18 protein-coding genes are annotated in these 21,122 nt (G+C 38.8%); 10 read left to right on the forward strand and 8 right to left on the reverse strand.

Annotated features, from left to right (window positions below; translation table 11 throughout):
- Window positions 1-62: 62 nt before the first annotated feature.
- The 7 genes from HMPREF1320_RS08470 to HMPREF1320_RS08495 form a co-directional block, all read right to left on the reverse strand.
- On the reverse strand, window positions 63-2,318 hold the full coding sequence (locus tag HMPREF1320_RS08470) for a TonB-dependent receptor (RefSeq protein ID WP_009418370.1): 2,256 nt from the start codon (window positions 2,316-2,318) through the stop codon (window positions 63-65).
- A gap of 86 nt (window positions 2,319-2,404) precedes the next feature.
- Window positions 2,405-2,857, reverse strand: a complete 453-nt coding sequence (locus HMPREF1320_RS08475; protein WP_009418298.1) for an HYC_CC_PP family protein — start codon at window positions 2,855-2,857, stop codon at window positions 2,405-2,407.
- Between the two features lie 26 nt (window positions 2,858-2,883).
- Window positions 2,884-3,885 (reverse strand): vWA domain-containing protein, encoded by a 1,002-nt coding sequence (locus HMPREF1320_RS08480; protein ID WP_009418383.1) that lies wholly within the window; start codon window positions 3,883-3,885, stop codon window positions 2,884-2,886.
- Between the two features lies 1 nt (window position 3,886).
- Window positions 3,887-5,527, reverse strand: coding sequence for a hypothetical protein (locus HMPREF1320_RS08485; protein WP_009418307.1), 1,641 nt, complete (start codon window positions 5,525-5,527; stop codon window positions 3,887-3,889).
- A 49-nt stretch (window positions 5,528-5,576) separates the two neighbouring features.
- Window positions 5,577-6,440 carry a DUF58 domain-containing protein gene (locus HMPREF1320_RS08490; RefSeq protein WP_009418441.1) on the reverse strand — a complete coding sequence of 288 codons (864 nt, stop codon included), beginning with the start codon at window positions 6,438-6,440 and terminating at the stop codon, window positions 5,577-5,579.
- 15 nt (window positions 6,441-6,455) lie between these two features.
- Window positions 6,456-6,632, reverse strand: a complete 177-nt coding sequence (locus tag HMPREF1320_RS11565) for a hypothetical protein (RefSeq protein ID WP_181463674.1) — start codon at window positions 6,630-6,632, stop codon at window positions 6,456-6,458.
- A gap of 137 nt (window positions 6,633-6,769) precedes the next feature.
- A complete protein-coding gene (locus HMPREF1320_RS08495; protein ID WP_009411880.1) occupies window positions 6,770-7,771 on the reverse strand; it encodes an AAA family ATPase in 1,002 nt (333 codons plus the stop codon).
- Between the two features lie 588 nt (window positions 7,772-8,359).
- On the opposite strand from HMPREF1320_RS08495, the gene HMPREF1320_RS08500 reads away from it, so the two are divergent.
- The 4 genes from HMPREF1320_RS08500 to HMPREF1320_RS08515 all read left to right on the forward strand — a co-directional run bounded on the left by HMPREF1320_RS08500 (window position 8,360) and on the right by HMPREF1320_RS08515 (window position 14,695).
- Window positions 8,360-9,496 carry a trans-sulfuration enzyme family protein gene (locus HMPREF1320_RS08500; RefSeq protein ID WP_009418398.1) on the forward strand — a complete coding sequence of 379 codons (1,137 nt, stop codon included), beginning with the start codon at window positions 8,360-8,362 and terminating at the stop codon, window positions 9,494-9,496.
- Between the two features lie 72 nt (window positions 9,497-9,568).
- A complete protein-coding gene (locus HMPREF1320_RS08505) occupies window positions 9,569-11,386 on the forward strand; it encodes a GDSL-type esterase/lipase family protein (RefSeq protein WP_034554439.1) in 1,818 nt (605 codons plus the stop codon).
- Between the two features lie 37 nt (window positions 11,387-11,423).
- Window positions 11,424-12,974 (forward strand): LysM peptidoglycan-binding domain-containing protein, encoded by a 1,551-nt coding sequence (locus tag HMPREF1320_RS08510; RefSeq protein WP_009411883.1) that lies wholly within the window; start codon window positions 11,424-11,426, stop codon window positions 12,972-12,974.
- Window positions 12,971-14,695 (forward strand): MBOAT family O-acyltransferase, encoded by a 1,725-nt coding sequence (locus tag HMPREF1320_RS08515; protein ID WP_009411884.1) that lies wholly within the window; start codon window positions 12,971-12,973, stop codon window positions 14,693-14,695. The genes HMPREF1320_RS08510 and HMPREF1320_RS08515 overlap by 4 nt, the downstream gene beginning before the upstream one ends.
- A gap of 121 nt (window positions 14,696-14,816) precedes the next feature.
- Here HMPREF1320_RS08515 and HMPREF1320_RS08520 read toward each other — a convergent pair whose 3' ends face one another.
- Window positions 14,817-15,749: a malate dehydrogenase gene (locus HMPREF1320_RS08520; RefSeq protein WP_009418361.1), complete on the reverse strand. Its 933-nt coding sequence runs from the start codon at window positions 15,747-15,749 to the stop codon at window positions 14,817-14,819.
- A 184-nt stretch (window positions 15,750-15,933) separates the two neighbouring features.
- Between HMPREF1320_RS08520 and bioD the strand changes: the two genes are divergently transcribed.
- The 6 genes from bioD (at window position 15,934) to HMPREF1320_RS08550 (ending at window position 21,121) form a co-directional block, all read left to right on the forward strand.
- Complete coding sequence (bioD, locus tag HMPREF1320_RS08525) at window positions 15,934-16,542, forward strand: dethiobiotin synthase (protein ID WP_009418322.1); 609 nt, start codon at window positions 15,934-15,936, stop codon at window positions 16,540-16,542.
- A gap of 242 nt (window positions 16,543-16,784) precedes the next feature.
- Window positions 16,785-17,054: a 30S ribosomal protein S15 gene (gene rpsO / locus HMPREF1320_RS08530; RefSeq protein ID WP_002671426.1), complete on the forward strand. Its 270-nt coding sequence runs from the start codon at window positions 16,785-16,787 to the stop codon at window positions 17,052-17,054.
- A 112-nt stretch (window positions 17,055-17,166) separates the two neighbouring features.
- Window positions 17,167-19,374: a polyribonucleotide nucleotidyltransferase gene (locus tag HMPREF1320_RS08535; RefSeq protein ID WP_009418331.1), complete on the forward strand. Its 2,208-nt coding sequence runs from the start codon at window positions 17,167-17,169 to the stop codon at window positions 19,372-19,374.
- Window positions 19,375-19,500: 126 nt separating this feature from the next.
- Window positions 19,501-19,914 carry an SRPBCC family protein gene (locus HMPREF1320_RS08540; RefSeq protein ID WP_009418446.1) on the forward strand — a complete coding sequence of 138 codons (414 nt, stop codon included), beginning with the start codon at window positions 19,501-19,503 and terminating at the stop codon, window positions 19,912-19,914.
- Complete coding sequence (locus HMPREF1320_RS08545) at window positions 19,901-20,320, forward strand: HXXEE domain-containing protein (protein ID WP_009418433.1); 420 nt, start codon at window positions 19,901-19,903, stop codon at window positions 20,318-20,320. The genes HMPREF1320_RS08540 and HMPREF1320_RS08545 overlap by 14 nt, the downstream gene beginning before the upstream one ends.
- A gap of 6 nt (window positions 20,321-20,326) precedes the next feature.
- The gene (locus HMPREF1320_RS08550) at window positions 20,327-21,121 is read left to right on the forward strand and encodes a Fic family protein (protein WP_009418357.1); all 795 of its coding nucleotides are present in this window, start codon (window positions 20,327-20,329) and stop codon (window positions 21,119-21,121) included.
- The last annotated feature ends 1 nt before the right edge of the window (window position 21,122 follow it).

The following is a 21,122-nucleotide window of genomic DNA, read 5'->3' on the forward strand; positions in this document are numbered from 1 at the left end:
TTAGTTTTTAGTCATTAGTCGTTAGCTTTCTAACCGCTAACGATTATTTGCTAATTTGTTAATTATAAAATTTTAAATCTTAATCCTGCGTAATACATCTGTCCGAAAGCAGGAGCGTACTGCATAGTACTATCAAAATATGCATCAAAAGGGTCGTTGGCAGCCAAAATTCCGTTTTCTTGCTTATAATTGGTGATATTTTCACCGCCTACATATATCTCAAAAGTCTTAGAGAATACTTTGGTGATTTGGGCATTGAGTGTAGCAAATGAGGGAGCGTAATCGTTAAGCCTATAAGCCACTGGGTTCGTAGCCGTAGTAGGTAAGCGTTGTTCTCCTAACCAATTGAAAGTTACATCAAACTTCCATTGCGAATGGTTGTTCTCGTGACGCTCGGGAGTCTCGTAAGCTACATTGGCAAACCAACGGTGTTTTGGGGTAAGGGTCTTCTCCAATTGTCCTTTGGTAAACTGTGTTTGCACATCGTAATACTTGTAGGCTGCTTTAAAGTCCAAACCTTTGGCAGGTGTGATGCTAAACTCAGCTTGTAAAGAGTTAGCAAAGCTATTACCATTCAGGTTATAAAACAAGGCTTGTTGGGGTGAGTTATCCAAATCTACTACTACTTGATTGTCAAAATCAGTGCGGTAGAAGTCTATGGAGAACTCAGCGTTCTTGCCTAATACTTTAAATGCTTGCAAAAAGTTCACGCCGTAATTCCAAGCGATTTCAGGGTTCAAACCGTAGAGCTTACCACCATCACCTCCTACGATAGTAAACTCTCGAGCGGAAGCCAAGAGCTGTTGGTTCTCAGCAATCACATTAGCAGCTCGTTTGCCTCGTCCTGCCGATACTCTAAAAGTAGCTTGCTTCCAAGGATTGTAACGCACGTGCAAGCGTGGAGTGATAAAGTTTCCTAAGTGATTATGACTGTCCGCGCGTACCCCTGCCACAAAACTGAAATTGCTCAAATTGTCGTAAGTGTATTCAAAGAAGGCACCTACCGAGCGGTCTACACGTGAAAAATCCCCTGTGAGAGCTCTAGTACTAAGCATCTCGTTGTAATCGTCGTAAGTACCATTGAGCCCTGTGGCAAACTTGTGCTTGGTATTGGTGATGATAGAGTTGTATATCAAGTTGCCATACCAACTCTTTTGGTGTATATCATAGCGATTCAAACCAAAATAGGAATCCTGCCTGTGCGATTGAAAAGAGTTTTGTAAGCCTATGCTTTTATAAGGCGTATCAGGGAAAACATACCCTATTTTGTTAGATACGCTGAGGCGTTCGGAGTTTACCTCACTGCCCCAAGTATTCGTAGTTCCTTTGTCAGTCAGTGGATTAAAGCGCAATTCACCTGCCTGGCGCTCATCTTTCATATAATGGAGGTTCAAAAAACCTACCCAACCCTTTTGAGCATCGGCGTACTGCCAACGATTCAACAAGTTGATTTGGTTACCTATCGGGTTATCTATAAAACCATCGTGATTGTGGTCAGCTTTTTGCTGACGCACATTGCCGTGTGCAAAGAGGGTAGTTGCCCATTTATCAGAGAGCTTTTTATTGGTATGGGCGTTGATTTCGTAACGGTTATCCTCCGATGCGTATAAGTTCAAGAAAAAAGGAATGGCACTGATAGGCTTCTCTATTTCATAATTGATTTGCCCCGAAATACTTTCATACCCGTTAATCACACTCCCTGCTCCTTTGGTAATCTGGATACTCTCAATCCACGTACCAGGCACAAACGAGAGTCCGTAGGCTTGCGAAGCTCCGCGCATCGTAGGAATATTCTCCTCTGCCATTAATATGTACGGACTGGTCAAACCTAACATCTTTATCTGTTTGTTACCCGTAACGGCGTCCGAGAAGTTCACATCAATCGACGGATTGGTAGAAAAACTCTCCGATAGGTTGCAACAAGCGGCTTTCAGCAGTTCCCCACTGCTCATTGTGTGCACATCGGCTACTTGCCACTGCGATTTCATTGTATTAGCACGTTTGTAGCTTACTACTACCTCTTCTAAAGTAGTTTCGGGCTCTAACTGAATGTCTAAAGGTGTGTTACCGCTTACTTTCACAGTTTTCTTTTTATACCCTACATAGCTTACTACTAAAGTAGAACTTCCCTCAGGTCGTTTTAAGGTAAAAGCTCCTTCGTTATCAGTAGAAGTCCCTATTTGGGTACCTTCCCAATATACATCAGCACCTATAAGTGGTGTCTTGTTTTCATCGATTACAGACCCTTTGCTAAAATTTTGAGCAAAGAGCGACAAGGGCAACAACAGCCCTAATAAAAAGATATATTTTTTGTACATTATTGTTCTGTTTTATTCAGTTCAGGAATTAGAATTTAAGGATTAGAAAACAGAGGTAAAGGAGTTTACTTCTTACCTCTTATCTCTTATCTTTTCCCTGAATAAAACACTCTCTGGCAGTACAATTCGTACAGAGGCGGAGCATTCAGCTGTGTAAAGAAATCAGTAGTGATAGATTTCTTTACCGTCTCAGTAATGCTTACCTCCTCTAATATGGGTAGGGTAGGGGTAGCTATTACAAAGGGTTGTAATTGCAATTCCAATACCTTTACTACCGATGTACTATCAGAAATAGAAGAAGTGATAGATGTGTCGTCACAACATTTTTTATGTGAAGTTTCTGTTTCGTTCTCATCGTCATCCGAAGCACAGCAAGAGTCCATTGTAGTACAGTCTTCCTCTTCCTCACTCGCAGAAGTAGGGTACTCTAAGGACACTGACGATAAGGTTTCTTTGCAATAATGAAAAGTAATCGCCCACCCTGAATTGGAGAAAAGGATAAGCGCTGATAATAATATGTTGATAAGTTTTCTTTTCATTACGGGGGCAAAGATACGACAATTTTTTATATTTCGTTTCTAAAGATAGTATTTTTTAATAAAAACTCAAGAAGTAATAAAACAACAGCAATTATCGCTAAGGGTCTGAATTTCTCATCTACCTCAGTGTATTTAAACTCTTCAATCTTGGTAGTCTCCATCTTGTTGATTTCATCGTAAATCTGTTGGAGCTTTTGGTTGTCAGTGGCACGAAAGTATCTCCCGTGTGTTACTTCAGCTATCTTTTTCATTAGAGGCTCATCTATTTCCACTTGTAACATACGGTACATTATGCTACCGTCAGGATTGAGTGCGTAAGGAGAGAGCGCCGTTCCATTGGAGCCTATCCCTATTGTATATACTCTAATACCGTACTCAGCAGCCAACTCAGCTGCGGTTTGTGGGTCTATAAATCCTGTGTTGTTCACCCCATCGGTAAGGAGGATAATAACTCTACTCTTGGCTTTACTTTCTTTGAGTCGGTTTACAGCCGTTGCCAGTCCCATACCTATGGCTGTACCGTCTTCTATTTGTCCATAAGTAAGTTCCGAAAGAGCGTTTAAGATAATACCTTTATCCGTAGTCACAGGAGTTTTAGTATAACTTTCCCCTGCGTAGATAACAAGTCCAATACGGTCGTTAGGACGGTCTTTTACAAATTGTGAAGCTACCTTTTTTAGTGCTTCAAAACGGTTAGGCTTTAAGTCTTTTGAAAGCATACTCGCCGATACGTCTATTGCCATTACAATATCTATCCCATCAGTAATCTTTGTGTGTGCATTTTCTGAATGGGTTTGTGGGCGCGCTAACGCTATAATTAGTAAGGCTACTGCCAATAAGCGCAAGGTAAATAAAGAATGGTATAAATGGTCTTTCCACGAACTCATCTTCTTAAAAGCAATAGTGGAAGATATAGTTACATTCGGTTTAGATTTCTTATTCCAATACCAATACCACGCCACCATTAGTGGTAAGACTAATAGTAACCAAAAGAACTGTGGATTGGCGAAAGTAATATTTTTAAGCATATTATTCTGTTTTAAATACAATAGAATTGATAACTCTTTGTGCTATCTTATCGGCGTTAGGTTCGTCTATATGGGTGATAAGAACTTGTTGGAGCGCATTGTTTTCAGTAAAACTGTACAGTTCGTAAGAAGCGCTAAAGTATTTACCTTTCTCGTTAGGAATACTCATTTTGCCAAAAACTTTTATACCTTTTGCACCGCTAGGCGAGGTGTATTCTTCCTGCAAGGTAGTGATGTTCTTCGCCTTAGCTTTATCCAGTTGCGAAAGCACTATTTCATTCACCTTTTGTGGGTCTAAGGTAAGTCCACCGCCTTGTTCCTCTTGTTGAGGTGCTGTATTTTGGGCGTCTTTCTTAAAGGTAATGATATTGGTCATTATGTATAAAGGTGAATTAAGACTGCCGTAATAGAAAGTATATTGCTTATCTATAATCGATTTGTATTCCGTTACGTCTACTATTTGCTTGCGAATGAGTATCTCTGGCGTAGTGAGCTCAGTAATAGGATAACCGTAATCACTTGTTACCCACTCGCTGCGATTGATACTCGCATAAGTATTGAAGTATTTGTTGTACAAGATACTATATCCCATAAGCAATACAGGAGCTAATACTACAAAACAAAGCGCGATGATAAGAGCCACTCGGTTGCGTCTTTTTCTGCGTTCTCTTATTTTCAGTACGCTCATTGCGAAAGCGTCTTGTGTAGGTACTTCCCCTTCGGCTACTACCACGGGGATAGCCTCTTTGGTTTTGATAACCACATTCTCAATGGTCTCACGGTCGTATTCAGCATTGTTGTCCGAGGGCTTACTCTTGGCAAATTTCACCAAGTCGGCATTTTGTAATACCCGTTTGAGGTTGCTGATAGTCTCTTCCGATAAGTGTAGCTTTCCTGCTTCTTGCAAAACATTAATTTTAGCCAAAAGCTCATCTGTGGTACTCTCTTTGGCTAAAATATGCACCTCGTCTTCCAAGTATTCTTTTACAATATCGGTAAGCCGAGTATAATAGGCTTTGTGTTGTGATTCTATGAGGTATTTAGAATTTTGTAAGTCTTTTAGGTCTTGTATGGCGCGCTCAAAAGGAGGTAACTTTTTGCGCTCTTCTTCGGCCGTTAGTTTTCTCTTGCGGAAGACGAAGAAGTATAATCCACCCGCTACTAAAAGGAGTCCTATAATTCCTAAAATAATCCATAACCACATACGTGAAGCCGTAGGTGAGGCTACCTCGGTAATAGGTTTAATGTCGTATAAAGGCTGTTTGAGCGTATCTACCGCTACGGTATGTACTTCTACAAGTAGCGAATCGGTATAGTAGTCTTTGTTACTGATGTGTATTCTTTGTCGCGGAATGGTGTACTTCCCTTCATCAAATTGGGTAAGGTAGTAGGCTTTTTCCAAACGAAACTTACCTCCCTCTTTCAAGGTATCAGTAGGGTCGGCTTTTACCATTTCTAGCGGACTAAAACTCTGCCCTTCCGGAAATACCACGGCCGCATCAGCAGGGGCTTCTACCGATATCTTGTATTCTATCTGTTCCCCTATTTTTATGTTCTTTGTATTAGTCTCTACCTTCACCTCTTGTGCGTAAAGAGTAGGAAATACAAATAATATTAATATGAAATATAATATTCGTCTCATTTTACCGCTTAATACTTAATTTAGTCTCTTACCTCTTACCTCTTATCTCTTATCTATTTTTAAAGTATCCCAACAGCTTTTGGGTATAACTCTCATCGTCCCTACAGCTCACTACCCCTGCACCCGATTTTTGCCAAAGCGTCTCAAAATAGTTCACTGTCTCGTGATATTGTTTTGCATATTCATTTCGCACTGCCGATGAAGCGGTGTTCACACGCATCAGCGCTCCCGTTTCAGCATCTTTTACCATCACATAACCTAAGTTAGGTAATTCAGTTTCTTTTTTGTCATAAATGCGAATACCGGTAATATCGTGTTTTCTGGCAGCTATCTGTATAGGTTTCTCATAGCCTTTATCCATAAAGTCCGAGAGCATAAACACAATCGCTTTTTTCTTCGTTACCCTACTGAGGAACTGCAAAGCCTCCGAAATATTAGTCTTAAAACTTTTAGGCTGAAACTCTATGAGCTCTCTAATGATGCGCAACACGTGCGATTTCCCTTTTTTAGGTGGAATATACAGTTCTATTTGGTCAGAAAAGAGTATCAAGCCCGTTTTGTCGTTATTCTGTAAAGCTGAGAACGACAAGGTAGCTGCTATTTCGGTAATCACTTCACTTTTGAATTCCTGTTTCGTACCAAAAAGCTCACTACCGCTCACGTCTATCATCAACATAAGCGTAAGTTCGCGTTCCTCTTCAAATACTTTTACAAAAGGCTCGTTGTAGCGCGCCGTTACGTTCCAGTCGATATTGCGAATATCATCACCAAACTGGTACGGACGTACTTCGCTGAAAGTCATACCCCGACCTTTGAAGGTAGAGTGATACTCCCCTCCGAAAATATTATCGGAGAGCTTGCGCGTCTTTATCTCTATCTTGCGTACTTTCTTTAATAGTTCTTTAGTATCCAAAATTAATTAACTATTTTAATGCCATTTAAAACTCTCGTAATTGTCTTGTACATCAGCAATGAGTTGCTCATTGATGCTTTGTATATCAAACTCTTTTTCGTCCCACGGCAAGTCGTAACCATACCGAGAAAACCTCTCCTTGTAGTTCTTCATCTCTGCTTTAGGTTCGCCTGTTTCGAGTACTTCTATCATTGTTTGATACCCCAAATACTGCTACTCATTCACATACCCAACTGTGAGCCTTCGCTGGCTTTATCTTTTACCTTTTATTCACATACCCAACTGTGAGCCCTCGCTGGCTTTACCTTTTATCTTTTATCTTTTACCTCCTATGGTACTTCAATAGTATTCACTATCTTGTGAATCATCTCTACTGAGGTAATATTCTCAGCCTCTGCTTCATAGGTGATACCGATACGATGGCGCAATACGTCAAATACTACCGCACGTACGTCCTCAGGAATTACATAACCACGACGTTTGATGAAAGCATAACATTTTGCCGCCATTGCCAAGTTGATACTACCACGTGGCGATGCCCCAAAGCTAATAAGTGGTTTAAGCTCTGCCAAGTTGTATTTTTCAGGATAACGAGTCGCAAAAACAATGTCTAAGATGTATTTCTCAATCTTTTCGTCCATATACACCTCGCGCACGGCTGTTTGTGCTTTTAGGATTTGTTCCAAACTCACTGTTTGGTTCACCACTGCGTAACTATTGCTGAGATTGTCGCGCATAATCTGTTGCTCTTCGTCCAATTTAGGATAATCGATAACCGTTTTAAGCATAAAACGGTCTACTTGTGCCTCAGGTAGTGGGTAAGTTCCTTCTTGCTCTACAGGGTTCTGAGTTGCCATTACCATAAAAGGAGCGTCTAACTTAAAGGTCGAATCACCAATGGTTACTTGTCGCTCTTGCATTGCTTCCAATAGAGCAGACTGTACTTTGGCAGGCGCACGGTTAATCTCGTCAGCCAATACAAAGTTCGCAAAGATAGGTCCCTTTTTTATAGAAAACTCGTTTTGTTTGATGTTGTAGGTCATTGTTCCTATCACATCGGCAGGCAATAAGTCCGGTGTAAACTGGATACGGCTAAACGACCCGTGTACCGATTTAGCAAGGGTGTTGATGGATAGCGTTTTTGCTAGCCCAGGTACCCCTTCCAAGAGGATATGCCCTTTGCCTAATAACCCTATAAGCAGGGCATTTACCATATGTTTTTGCCCTACAATCACCTTGTTCATCTCATTGGTGAGCGCATCGATAAACACACTTTCACGCTCTATCATTTCGTTTATCTGACTGATATCTACAGATGTTCTTTGTTCCATAGTACAAATTATTTTTTTAGCGTTTTTCTTTAATACAAATACTGTGCCGTCTTGTTATTAGTACAGGTTACAAAAGTATTTTTTTCTTACTAAACTTACAAATATTTTTGTAAAATAATTTTCTAAGCTGTGTTTAACCTCCCTTTACCTTATCTTACATCTTGTCATTGCTTTTACGTCCTATACTTTGCCAAAGTTTTCACTTGCCCATCGTGCTACGACCTTTTACAAAGTTTATTTTTTCTTTACCTTACCTCCGCCTTACATTCATCTTACATTTATAATTTGTTCATTTCTCTTTCATTCATTAATCACTTTTTACCCACTGTAGAGCCACTGTAGAGCCACTGTAGAGCCACTGTAGAGCCACTGTAGACCCACTGTAATCCCACTGTAATCCCACTGTAATCCCACTCTTTGTCCATCTATCCTATAAGTTTCCTATAATCTTTGTATAATTCCCTACCCCTAATTCACCACTAACCATTTACCATTAACCATTAATCATTCATCATTAATAATTAACTTTTTTTGCGTAGCATATAAAAAAGTACTACTTTTGTCGCTCTAATAGCAAAGATATAAGAAATGAAGTTTGAAACTAAAGCCATTCACGGCGTAAGAACAGCCAATAAAAATACAGAAAACTGGGGAAGCACCATCAATATGGCTTCTACTTTCCCTATTGAAGAATACGGTGTAGAACAAGAGTTTGAATACGGACGCGTTTCAAACCCTACTCGTAAGGATTTTGAAAGTCTTATAGCTCAATTAGAAAGTGGCATATACGGATTCGGATTCTCATCGGGTATGGCTGCCATTTCTTCTGTTTTTACAATGTTTAAAACAGGTGACCATTTTGTGTTAGGCTTAGATATCTACGGAGGTACTTATCGCATTATGCACGATATTTTCAATAAATTTGCTTTTGAAGCTACTTTTGTCGATATGACCGACCTAACCAAAATAGAGAAAGCCATTCGCCCTAATACAAAAGCCATCTTTATAGAAACACCCTCCAACCCTCTGTTAGACGTTACCGATATATGCGGAGTAATAGAAATCGCCAAGAAACATAATCTGCTCACTATGGTCGATAATACCTTTATGTCGCCCGTGTTACAACGCCCTTTAGAGTTAGGAGCCGACATAGTATTACACAGTGCTACCAAATATTTAGGAGGTCATAACGATATCATCGCAGGAGCAGTGGTGGTAAATGATGAAACCTTAGCCGAGAAAATACGTTTTGCACAAGTAGCCATAGGGGCATTGCTTTCTCCGTTTGATAGCTGGTTGCTCTTGCGCAGTATGAAAACCCTTAAATTAAGAGTCGAAAAAGCTCAAGCCAATACCCTTAAACTATTAAATTTCCTTAAAACGCACCCCGAAGTAGAAAAGGTGTATTATCCTACTGATACACAAAATAAAGGGAAAGCAATACAAGAACGCCAAGCTTCTGGTGGAGGTTCAGTATTTTCTTTTACAGTAAAAACTGAAGCCAAAGCCAAAAAGTTTTTCGAGAGTCTAAAAGTAGCCCTTTTTGCAGTGAGCTTAGGAGGAGTCGAAACATTGGTAACCCACCCCAGTTCACTTACTCACACCGAGTTTCCCGAAGAAGAAAAAGTAGCACGAGGCGTTACCCGTACACTCATCCGCGTAGCAGTAGGAATTGAAGATGCTGACGACCTTATCGCCGATTTTAAACAAGCCTTAGAAAAATAATTTGTAAAAAATTTGCTGTTGATTCATTATTTATTTGTATCTTTGCCCGCTGGAAGAAAAAGAAGCTAACTTGTGAAGACACCCTATTTTAAACAATCTTTTCTTATTGTTTTATTTGCAACACTCATTTTCATTGGATTTAAGAACTGTTTGCCCACGCGTATTTTTCCCGAAACTAAAGCCTCAGGAAGCAATGTAGTAGTAGATAGCTTAATGTTGGAAGCCATTTCAGGTAAAGAAATCGACAAAGTACTCAGCCAAGCCAATGATTCCTTAGCACAAGAACAACGACTTAAAAAGTCCGACCAGTATCTTTTTTCTTTCTTTAAAAAATTAGAAGAGTTAGAACAAACTAAAAATGGTAAAATAAGAATCGCTTATTACGGCGATTCGATGACTGATGGCGACCTCATCGTGCAAGATTTGAGAGCTCTTTTCCAAAACGCTTTCGGGGGGTTAGGAATTGGCTTTTTGCCCATTGCTTCTGAGTCGGCTAAATCAAGAGGAAGCGTATTTCATTCTTATTCCAATACTTGGAAAACCCAATCTTATGTGAATGTAAAACGCCCTAAACGTCCTTTTGGTGTCTCTGGGCAAGTGTTCTTTACACAAGGCAATGGCACGTGGGTACAATATAGGTCATCAAACCAAGCTCATATTAGTCAGTTGTATGCACCAGCATTGTTCTATGGAGCTTCTGGTAATAAAGAGGCAAAAGTAGAAATTGCCTATAACGATACTGTAAGGGTAGTAAAATCATTAGATACTGATAAATTGCTGAATGTATTGCCTTTAACCGAAGGTGCAAACACTAAATCAGTGCGTATTACTTTCTATAAGTCTGATTCTATTCCTATTTATGGAGTGGGCTCAATGCAAGGTAAAGGCGTATATATAGATAACTTTTCAAGCAGAGGTAACTCAGGCTTACCCTTATCGCTCTTTAATCCTGATTTAATGAGAGCTTTCGATAGAGCGTTAGGCGGATATGACCTTGTAGTATTACACTTTGGTGCTAATGTACTCAATTACGGCACACTCGATTATTCGTGGTATGAACGCGGAATGACAAAGGTGATTAACCAGATAAGAGCTTGCTTCCCTCATACCTCAATTCTTGTTATCTCTACCGCCGATAAGTCTACTAAAGTAGAGATGGAGATGCAAACCGATAAAGCAGTAGTACCTTTGGCAAATGCACAACGGAAATATGCACAAGATACTCGCTCTGGTTTTATTAATTTATATGAACTGATGGGGGGTAGAGGCTCTATGAAACAATGGGTAGAGGCAAATCCACCGTTAGCAGGTAAAGACTATACTCACTTTAATCCAAGAGGAGCTAAAAAAGTAGCCCACCTCATCTATAATAAACTTATGGAAGAGTATGAGCACTATAAAGATCCTCGTAATAGTGAAAAAGCCGATGTGTTCCAAGAAAGAATAAAAGAAATTCAAACAGTACGAACCGTTACTCCTACTACTCAACCTAATGTAAATAGAACAAGAACACAAACTGTAACAACTCAGCGAGTACAATCACCAACTACTCAACGAGTACAAAGTGCGACTACTCAACGAGTACAAAGTACAACTACTCAACGGGTACAAAGTACAACCATTCAACGAGTACAAAGTGCAACGACTCAGCGAGTGCAAAGTACAACCACTCAACGAGTACAAGGTGCAACCACTCAACGAGTGCAAAGTACAACGACTCAACGAGTGCAAAGTACAACGACTCAACGAGTACAAAGTGCGACTACTCAGCGAGTACAAAGTGCGACTACTCAGCGAGTACAACCATCAACAATTCAGGCAGTACAGAATATTACAAATAAAGTGCATAAAGATACTATTAAAGAAAAAAAAGACAATTTACATAGATAACATAACAAGATAGATAACACACTAAAAAAATAGAACAATGAAAAAGCGAACGCCATTCATAAAGAAACTAATAGCTCCTGTATTGTTTATCATTACAGTAGCCCTCTATTTTAATGTTAATTATACTACAGCTATTAATTTATCTTCACTTACTTCAAAGATAGCAAATATAGAGAATAAAGAAGGAATCGATAAAGATGCCTTCAAGGAAGCTATTCCCCAGCCTTTGGCATATGCTGCAGGTGATGATGACTCTCCTAAGGAGTACAATAATCTGTACAATGCCTCAGCCTTGAACCCTTTTTTCGAAAAGCTTGCTGCTTTGGAGAACTTGAAAGATAGGAAGATTAATATTGTTCATATTGGCGACTCTCACATTCAAGCCGATGTAATGACTAATATTGTAAGACAACGCTTGCAGGAAGAGTTTGGAAATGCTGGTTTAGGTTTAGTATTCCCGTATTCACTTATTAGAACTAATGGGGGACATAATGTGAGCTTTACTTCCAATATCTCTTGGAATAGTGAGAAGAATACTTCTTCTGCAACTGTTGGTATTACAGGTTATTCTCTTTCTACCAGTAACAAGAATTTTGTTATTGAACTGGACTTAAAAAATAAAAACTACACCTTTAATACGGTAAAAATTATTACCCCTAATAACGAACGTTTGTTCGAATTGGCTACCAATGTAGGTAAAGTAGCTCGTTTGAGACCTAGTGTGCCTAAAACACTTTCACACAAAGTAGAGCAAGGGCAAACACTTTATGGTATTTCAAAGAAATATCACACTTCAGTAGAAAAAATACAACAAGCTAATAACTTAAAAAGCGCACAAATAAGAATAGGGCAAGTATTGCGTATCCCTACTAAAGAGATGGTAGCTTCTACTCCTAAACAAAAAGTAGATTTATCTAATGCTACCATTTTAAACGGTAATTCTTTATATAGCTATTATTCTTATGATAATCTAACCCCTTCCGATAAGGTTTATCTCACAGCCAATACCGAGAGCTCTTCATTTACGCTTAATGGAATTGTCTTAGAAAATGATAAAAACGGAGTTATATATCACAGCATAGGGGTAAATGGAGCTCATTTCTCTGATTATAACAAATCACAGCTCTTTTTCGACCAAATCAAAGCCTTAGAACCCGATTTAATCATTATATCTTTGGGTACTAATGAAGCTTATTGTCGAATGTCAGCAACTCGTTATGACGAAGAGGTAAATAAATTCATAAAAGCAATTCGCTCTCAATATGGTCAATGTCCTATATTGCTTACTACACCTCCGCCTTCTCTTTACAAAAAGAAAAGTCCTAACCCCTTGTGTATGGAATACGCCGATACTCTCATCGATAATTCAGTAAAAGATAATTACAGTGTTTTCGACCTTTATCGAGCTGTAGGAGGAAATGAAGCGATTCAACGCTTTATTCAGCAAAATCTTATTGCTGGTGACCGCATACATTACACAAGAAGTGGCTATACTGAGCAAGGCGCTCTCTTTTATGATGCTTTTATGAGCAATTACTTGAATTATAAAAAACAATATAAATTATCTTTAAAACCCTATCTAAATTGAGTATAGATGCCTTACTGCAATGGTTTATTGATACATTCACAACTGAAAACATCTCTAAATGGTTTGTTGATAATTTCTCATTCACAACCGAACAAGTAAGACAATGGTTCATTTATGACCCTAATCATCCACTATTATTTAATAGTAGTTTGTTTTTAGGGTTATTTTTGGTGTTTTATTTGGTGTATATTATTACCAAAAAGCACGCTCATTTCCGTACTGTTTATGTTACCTTATTTTCCTTATTCTTCTATTATAAGGCAGGAGGTAACTTCTTTGTGTTGCTGATAATCTCCTCATTGTTAAATTATTTCTTTGCAGGACAAATCTATAGAAGACAGAATGCCTCATTGCGCAAGTTCTTTCTGGCAGTGAGTATGGTTGCTGATTTGGGTATTTTAGCCTATTTTAAGTATACTAACTTTTTAATTGATAGTCTCAATACACTGCTTCAAAGCAATTTTGCCTTACAAGATATCATCTTGCCTATAGGTATCTCGTTCTATACATTCCAAACAATGAGCTACACTATTGATGTATATCGCCGAGAGATAGAACCTGCTAAATCATTCTTAGATTTTACTTTCTTTGTATGTTTCTTCCCTCAATTAGTGGCAGGGCCTATTGTGCGTGCCAAGGATTTCATACCACAGATATACAAAAAAATAAGCTTAACGAAAGAAGAAACTTCTTTTGCTTTATTCCTTATCATTGGAGGACTCATTAAAAAAGCAGTTATTTCCGATTATATCTCCCTAAACTTTGTAGATAGAGTTTTTGATGCTCCTAACAGTTATACAGCTTTTGAGAACTTAATGGCAGTATATGGCTATTCTTTACAAATATATTGCGACTTCTCAGGCTATTCCGATATGGCTATAGGTTTAGCGCTACTAATGGGCTTCACTCTCCCCATAAACTTCCGTACTCCTTATCAGTCTAAAAATATCACTGAGTTTTGGAGACGTTGGCACATTTCCTTATCTACTTGGCTAAAAGATTATCTTTACTTTTCAGTAGGAGGGAACCGCAAAGGTACTTTTTGGGGCTACTTCTTCCCAACCGTCTTTTTTGCTTCCACTTTGCTATGGGCATTTCATATGCAAGAAAAAACAATGTTGCCTCTTTACATTACCTTAGGAGCTATCGTTGTGTTTGTATTGGCTATACTTATCTCTAAAAACCGACAAAAATCAGTGCGTAGTCATTTCAACCAGATGACGACAATGCTCCTAGGTGGTTTATGGCACGGAGCTAATTTGCGTTTCATTATTTGGGGAGCATTACACGGTTTAGCTTTGGCTGTTCATAAAACCTTTACGGAGTTCTTTCCTAATAAGAATCCTGAGAAGAGAACTTTTTTTAAAGGTATCGCTAATATCATTTTTGTAGTGATTACTTTCCACTTTGTAGCTTTTTGCTGGATATTTTTTAGAGCCAAAGATTTCGATATCGCTTTAAGTGTAATCTACAATATCCAGTCTATAACTTATGATCTTCATCAATTTCAAGTTATTGCCAAGGGCTATCAAAATGTATTTTTGTTAATGGCAATAGGCTTTGTTTGGCACTTTTTCCCCACCAGTTTAAACGAATGGCTTAAAAAGGTATTTGGTGCAATGCCTATTCTCTTTAAAGCAATTATTTTGGCACTTACTTTTTGGGTGGTATATGCCACTGCTTCAAGTGGAGCACAACCCTTTATTTACTTCCAGTTTTAGACGATATACATCTAAGTAAAAACTTAGTTTTTTACTCAAATAGAACAAACAAATAAAAAAGTGATTACTTTCTCTTGAAAATAATCACTTTTTATAGTTTAATATAGTTGTTCTATCCCAACTATAATACACTTGCCAACGCTTTGTTTACTTCGCGTACTGCTCCGGTACTTTCAGCAAATTTGGCTTTTTCAGCATCGTTGAGTTTTACCTCTACAATTTTTTCTACACCATTTTTACCGATGATTACAGGTACCCCTACACACACATCCTTTTGTCCGTATTCTCCTTCGAGCAATACAGAGCAAGGGAAGAGTTTCTTTTGGTCGCAAGCGATTGCTTGTACTAAAGCTGATACGGCAGCCCCTGGTGCATACCAAGCCGAAGTTCCCAAGAGTTTAGTAAGGGTCGCGCCACCTACTTTAGTGTCTTCAGCAACCTGATTGAGGCGGTCAGCACTTAAAAACTCAGTTACAGGCACACCACGATAGCTTGCCAAACGAGTAAGAGGTAACATACCACTATCGCTGTGAGCAGCGATTACCATACCATCTACGTCTGAAATCGGACTGTTGAGCGCTTCTGCCAAACGATATTTAAAGCGAGCGCTATCGAGTGCTCCACCCATACCAATAATGTGGTTCTTAGGCAACTTAGTAGCTTTATGTACCAAATAAGCCATAGTATCCATAGGGTTGCTTACTACAATCACAATCACATTAGGTGAGTATTTTACCAATTGTTCTACAACCGATTTCACAATGTTTGCATTGGTACCGATAAGCTCTTCACGAGTCATACCTGGTTTACGAGGAATACCTGAGGTAATCACCGCTACATCACTGCCTGCTGTTTTTGAATAATCATTGGTTACCCCTACAATACGAGTGTCAAACCCATTGAGGGAAGCGGTTTGCATCAAATCCATAGCTTTACCTTCGGCAAAACCTTCTTTGATGTCAATTAAAACTACTTCAGACGCGAAGTCTTTAATAGCAATGTACTCTGCGCAACTTGCTCCTACGGCACCAGCGCCTACTACTGTAACTTTCATATAATCTATTATTTAAGTCAGGAGAAGCCTCCTGATGGTTATTTTCAAGCAACAAAAGTAAGGACTTTTAGCAAATCCTCCAAATTATCTTTAAAAATATTTTTAACATTCTTTTTACTTTTTCATTTTATGCTATGTGCTTTTTATGTACTTTTGCACTTTCTAAACTAATAAACTATTCAAAATGAAAGACACTTATTTTGTGGTGGGCATCTCCACCGAAGTCGGTAAAACTATCGTTTCGGCTATCCTTACCGAAGCTCTCCAAGCTGATTATTGGAAACCAATCCAATCTGGCGATTTAGAAAACTCCGATACTCATAAGGTAAAACGCCTCATTAGCAACTCCCGCACGGTATTTCACCCTAATAGTTATGGGCTACACACACCTGCTAGTCCACATCTTTCTGCTCAGTTAGATGGCGTTCGTATTGAGCTTTCTAAAATTGTACGCCCTACTACCTATAACACCTTAATTATTGAAGCAGCAGGAGGTCTCTATGTTCCTTTAAATGATGAAGATACTATGCTCGACCTTATCCTTCCTACCGATAAAATAGTACTTGTCTCTCGCCACTATTTGGGTAGTATTAATCATACAATGCTTACTTATGAAGCCCTTAAAAACAAAGGACTCAACGTTCACGGCATTATTTTTAGTGGTACCCCCACACCGTCTACTGAGGAGTTTATTCTTCATAAAACAGGACTTTCCGTACTTTTACGTATAGATGAAGAACCTTATTTCGATAAGCAAGTCGTTAAAGAATATGCCAGCAAACTAAAAATATAACATAAGATGTTGTATTTTTGTAGTAAAAGATAAATTTGTAATTTAATGATAATCAATGTGTCATATACCCTTTGTATAACAATCTTCCAAGATTCGTTCAAGCTTCCTATAAGCTTTGTATAGGTTAAGGATAAATTGAGAAGAGGAAAAATCTATCTATAAATTTGCACAGCTTATAAAATTTTTTTATCTTTGCGCCCGAAAAAAAAAAATTACATAATAATCATTAAATTAATATTGGAATGTATTTAACAAAAGAAGTAAAAGCGGAAATTTTCAAAAAGTACGCAGGTTCAGAAACCAACACTGGTTCAGCAGAAGGGCAAATCGCTCTTTTTACCCTTAGAATCAATCACCTTACAGAACACTTGAAAGTAAATCGCAAAGATTTTAATACCGAGCGTTCCTTGGTGAAATTAGTAGGTAGACGCAGAAGTTTGCTCGATTATTTGAAGAACACAGATATCGAAAGATACCGTGCGATTATCAAAGAGCTAAACATCAGAAAATAAGCAATAGTAAGGAGGCTTTGTGCCTCCTTTTGTTTATTACAGCAGTTTTTCATTGGTTAAACCCTAAAGCCCACAACACAACAATTATTAATTATTAATTAACAATTAAAGAATGATTCCAGAAGTAAAAAAAGAAATCATCGAATTAGGTGATGGTCGTACCATCACTATCGAAACAGGCAAGTTGGCTAAACAAGCCGACGGTGCTGTTGTGGTGCAAATGGGGAAAGCGATGCTATTGGCTACAGTAGTATCTGCAAAAGAAATCAATCCTGAAACTGACTTTTTGCCTCTTACTGTAGACTATCGTGAGAAGTTTGCAGCAGCAGGTCGTTTCCCTGGGGGCTTTTTCAAACGTGAAACGCGCCCTAGCGACCAAGAAATACTTACAATGCGCTTGGTAGACCGCGTATTGCGTCCACTATTCCCTAAAGATTATCACGCTGAAACTCAGGTGATGATTCAGCTTATTTCTCACGACGAGAATGTAATGCCCGACGCTTTGGCAGGTCTTGCTGCCTCTGCTTGTTTGGCAGTGTCCGATATTCCGTTCGATGGTCCTATTTCCGAAGTACGCGTGGGTCGTGTAAACGGTAAATTTATCGTAAATCCAAGCCGTGAACAATTAGAAGCTTCTGATATTGATATTATGGTAGGTGCTTCTAAAGACTTTGTGGCAATGGTAGAAGGTGAAATGGACGAGGTGAGCGAAAAAGATATGGCTGAAGCTATTAAATTCGCACACGAAGCTATCAAACCTCATATTGAGGCACAATTGCGTTTGGCTGAAAAAGTAGGAAAGACCGAAAAACGTACTTATGAGCCAGAAGTAGAAAACGAGGAGGTAAAAGCAAAAGTATATCCTTTGGCTTACGAAAAATGCTATGCTATTGCCAAAGAAAATACAACCAAACAAGAACGTGGTGAAAAGTTCAATGCGGTAAAAGAAGAATGCTTGGCACTCTTCACCGAAGAAGAATTAGAAGAGCTTACTCCTATCATCACTCGTTATTTTGACGAGGCTGAAAAAGAAGCCGTGCGCAACCTTATCTTAAACGAAAATATTCGTTTAGACGGTCGTAACACTACCCAAATACGCCCTATTTGGTGCGAAGTAGGCTATTTGCCATCAGCACACGGTTCATCTATCTTTACACGTGGTGAGACCCAATCGCTTACTACCGTTACGTTGGGAACTTCACGTGAAGCAAATGTAATCGATTTGCCTTCAGAACAAGGTGAAGAACGTTTCTACTTGCATTACAACTTCCCTCCTTTCTCAACAGGTGAAGCACGCCCATTGCGCGGAACATCACGTCGTGAGATAGGTCACGGTAACTTAGCACAACGCGCCCTCAAACGTATGATTCCTGAGGATTGCCCTTATACCGTTCGTGTAGTTTCTGAAATCTTGGAATCTAACGGTTCTTCTTCAATGGCAACTGTGTGTGCAGGTACTTTAGCCTTGATGGATTCAGGGGTACAAATGGTAAAACCTGTATCGGGTATTGCTATGGGACTCATCACCGATGGCGAGCGTTATGCAGTACTTTCCGATATCTTAGGTGATGAAGACCACTTAGGTGATATGGACTTTAAGGTAACCGGTACCGCCGATGGTATTACCGCTTGCCAAATGGATATCAAAATTAAAGGTCTTTCTTACGAAATACTCGAAAAAGCTTTGAACCAAGCCCGCGAAGGACGTATGCACATCTTGGGCAAAATCACCGATACGATTGCAAAACCTAACCCTACTGTGAAACCTCACGCGCCTAAAATCGTTAAGATGGATATGCCTAAGGAATACATCGGGGCATTCATCGGTACCGGTGGTAAGAATATCCAAGACTTACAAGCGCGCACAAATACTACTATTGTGGTAGAAGAAGTGGGCGAATTGGGCATCATAGAAATCTTAGGTACCGACGAAGCAGGTATTCAAGAAGCTATTGAAGCAGTAAATGCAGTGAAATTTGAACCTGTAGAAGGAGAAACTTACACTGTAAAAGTAGTGCGCTTGGTAGAGTTTGGGGCTTTTGTAGAGTTTGTGCCTGGTAAAGACTCATTGCTTCATATTTCAGAAGTGTCTTGGGACAGAGTAGACAAAATAGAAGACGTTCTTAAAGAGGGTGATATCATAGAAGTGAAATACCTCGGTATTGACCCCAAAACTAAGAAAACAAGAGTATCGCGCAAAGCCTTGTTGCCACGTCCGCCGCGTGAAGATCGTCCTAAGTCCGACAAGCCTTACAACGACAAGTCTCGCAACGACCGCAATAAAGGACACAATAATCACCAAAAACCACGTCAAGAATAGGCGTTATGTTATAAGAATTTTTGTATTCATAATATTTTTAAACCGAAGATTTTGTACTTTTATAGTATAAAGTTTTCGGTTTTTCTTTTTTTTAGTATCTTTGCCATCAGATAAAAGATTTCAAAAATGAAACCCTTTCTAATTTCAATAGTAACTGATGTGATTGATGCACCTGTAGCATTGGTATATAATATTGTTACTGATAATAAGAACTTTCAGTGGCGAAAGGAAGTGGAAAACATTGAGTTATTAGAAGACGGTTTTATTGAATATTATAAAGGTGGGGGACACACGTTTTTTAAGAATATTCAGAAGAAAGAAAATGAGTATTATGCCTTTACAATGCAACACAAACTATTCTATGGAGAATGGGAAGGAAAGTTTGAATCGTATAACGGAGGTACTAAAGTTTGCTTTCAAGAGAAAATACATATCAAAAACTTCTTTTTAAGACTCATAGCGCCTCTCTTTTGGAATTTAAAACGGATACAACAAAACTATATTACCGCATTAAAAGCAGAAGTATATGCAAACCAATAGATACATACATTTGTGGTTACCTATAATGGGACTACACGCTTTACATCAAGTAGAAGAGAGTATTTCATTCTGGCAATGGTATATTGACTTTGTAGATAAGATACCCCAATGGTTGCAACTCCCCAGAATTGCTGAGAATGCTCATTTAGCTAATGAACACCCTGAATATTTTATAGGAGCTTCTATAGGACAACTCACTTTGGTAGCAGTCATTGCTTTTTTATGTCGAAAGAGCGAAAAAGCTACAAGAATTGCTCTTAGCTCATACCTCGTAGGATTGAGTTTCTTCTTGGTATGGCATATCTTGGTAAGCTATTTCACACATTCCTATTCACCCGTAATGGTAACCTGCCTCATAGGCGTTTATCTCATTCCAAAATGGGGGTATATGTTGTTTAAAAGATAGAAACCAATGACTATTTCAGAAATTATACAAACTTACAGAGCACTTGGTTTAGAATCCTCGTTGAATTATAATGAGTTCAACAAGATTCTTATTACCAGTCACTCTACCCGTATAGAAGGCTCTACTTTAACTTTAAACGAAACTCGCGTACTGATTGAAGAAGGCAACACTCCTAATGGTAAGCCTCTATTGTTTGCCAATCAAACTAAAGATCATTATGAGGCATTGAATTTTGTACTAAAAGAAGCTACACAACAACGACTTCTATCAGTAACTTTTATTCAGGAAATAGCTGCCAAAGTGATGAAAACTACAGGAGAAGTGCTTACTAATACCTTAGGTACTGTAGATGCCAGCAAAGGTGAATTGCGTAAGGTGAGAGTAACCGCAGGAGGTGTATCGTTTATGAGTTTTGAAAAAGTACCGGCAGCATTAGAGCAGTTAGTAAAAAAACTAAATGAACTACTCCCTGAGCAAACTACCGAAGAAGCTCAATTAGCACTGTCATTTTATGCTCATTATGAGTTAGTGAACATTCACCCTTTTCTCGATGGCAACGGCAGAACTTCACGCCTGCTGATGAACTTTATTCAGCAGTGGTATGGTTTGCCTTTGGGTATTGTATTTGCAGAGGATAAAGCAGCTTATTACGAAGCTTTGAACTCTGTGCGAACAAACGAAAACTTTGAGGCATATAATGCTTTTATGTTCAGTCAGTATACTAAACATTTACAAAATGAGATTGCTAAAGAGAAGGATTTTAGAGAAAAAGAAGACAAAACCATAAAGTGGAAATTTTAAA

Source organism: Capnocytophaga sp. oral taxon 335 str. F0486 (assembly GCF_000277665.1).
Taxonomy (GTDB): Bacteria; Bacteroidota; Bacteroidia; order Flavobacteriales; family Flavobacteriaceae; genus Capnocytophaga; species Capnocytophaga ochracea.

Bases quoted from the DNA above. Each gene is read 5' to 3' on its own strand.
- rpsO (WP_002671426.1), top strand. From the start codon at position 16,785: ATGTATTTAACAAAAGAAGTAAAAGCGGAAATTTTCAAAAAGTACGCA.
- HMPREF1320_RS08480 (WP_009418383.1), bottom strand. From the start codon at position 3,885: ATGCTTAAAAATATTACTTTCGCCAATCCACAGTTCTTTTGGTTACTA.
- HMPREF1320_RS08550 (WP_009418357.1), top strand. From the start codon at position 20,327: ATGACTATTTCAGAAATTATACAAACTTACAGAGCACTTGGTTTAGAA.
- HMPREF1320_RS08510 (WP_009411883.1), top strand. From the start codon at position 11,424: ATGAAAAAGCGAACGCCATTCATAAAGAAACTAATAGCTCCTGTATTG.
- HMPREF1320_RS08520 (WP_009418361.1), bottom strand. From the start codon at position 15,749: ATGAAAGTTACAGTAGTAGGCGCTGGTGCCGTAGGAGCAAGTTGCGCA.
- HMPREF1320_RS08485 (WP_009418307.1), bottom strand. From the start codon at position 5,527: ATGAGACGAATATTATATTTCATATTAATATTATTTGTATTTCCTACT.
- HMPREF1320_RS08540 (WP_009418446.1), top strand. From the start codon at position 19,501: ATGAAACCCTTTCTAATTTCAATAGTAACTGATGTGATTGATGCACCT.
- HMPREF1320_RS11565 (WP_181463674.1), bottom strand. From the start codon at position 6,632: ATGATAGAAGTACTCGAAACAGGCGAACCTAAAGCAGAGATGAAGAAC.
- HMPREF1320_RS08500 (WP_009418398.1), top strand. From the start codon at position 8,360: ATGAAGTTTGAAACTAAAGCCATTCACGGCGTAAGAACAGCCAATAAA.
- HMPREF1320_RS08495 (WP_009411880.1), bottom strand. From the start codon at position 7,771: ATGGAACAAAGAACATCTGTAGATATCAGTCAGATAAACGAAATGATA.
- HMPREF1320_RS08535 (WP_009418331.1), top strand. From the start codon at position 17,167: ATGATTCCAGAAGTAAAAAAAGAAATCATCGAATTAGGTGATGGTCGT.
- HMPREF1320_RS08470 (WP_009418370.1), bottom strand. From the start codon at position 2,318: ATGTACAAAAAATATATCTTTTTATTAGGGCTGTTGTTGCCCTTGTCG.
- HMPREF1320_RS08545 (WP_009418433.1), top strand. From the start codon at position 19,901: ATGCAAACCAATAGATACATACATTTGTGGTTACCTATAATGGGACTA.
- bioD (WP_009418322.1), top strand. From the start codon at position 15,934: ATGAAAGACACTTATTTTGTGGTGGGCATCTCCACCGAAGTCGGTAAA.
- HMPREF1320_RS08475 (WP_009418298.1), bottom strand. From the start codon at position 2,857: ATGAAAAGAAAACTTATCAACATATTATTATCAGCGCTTATCCTTTTC.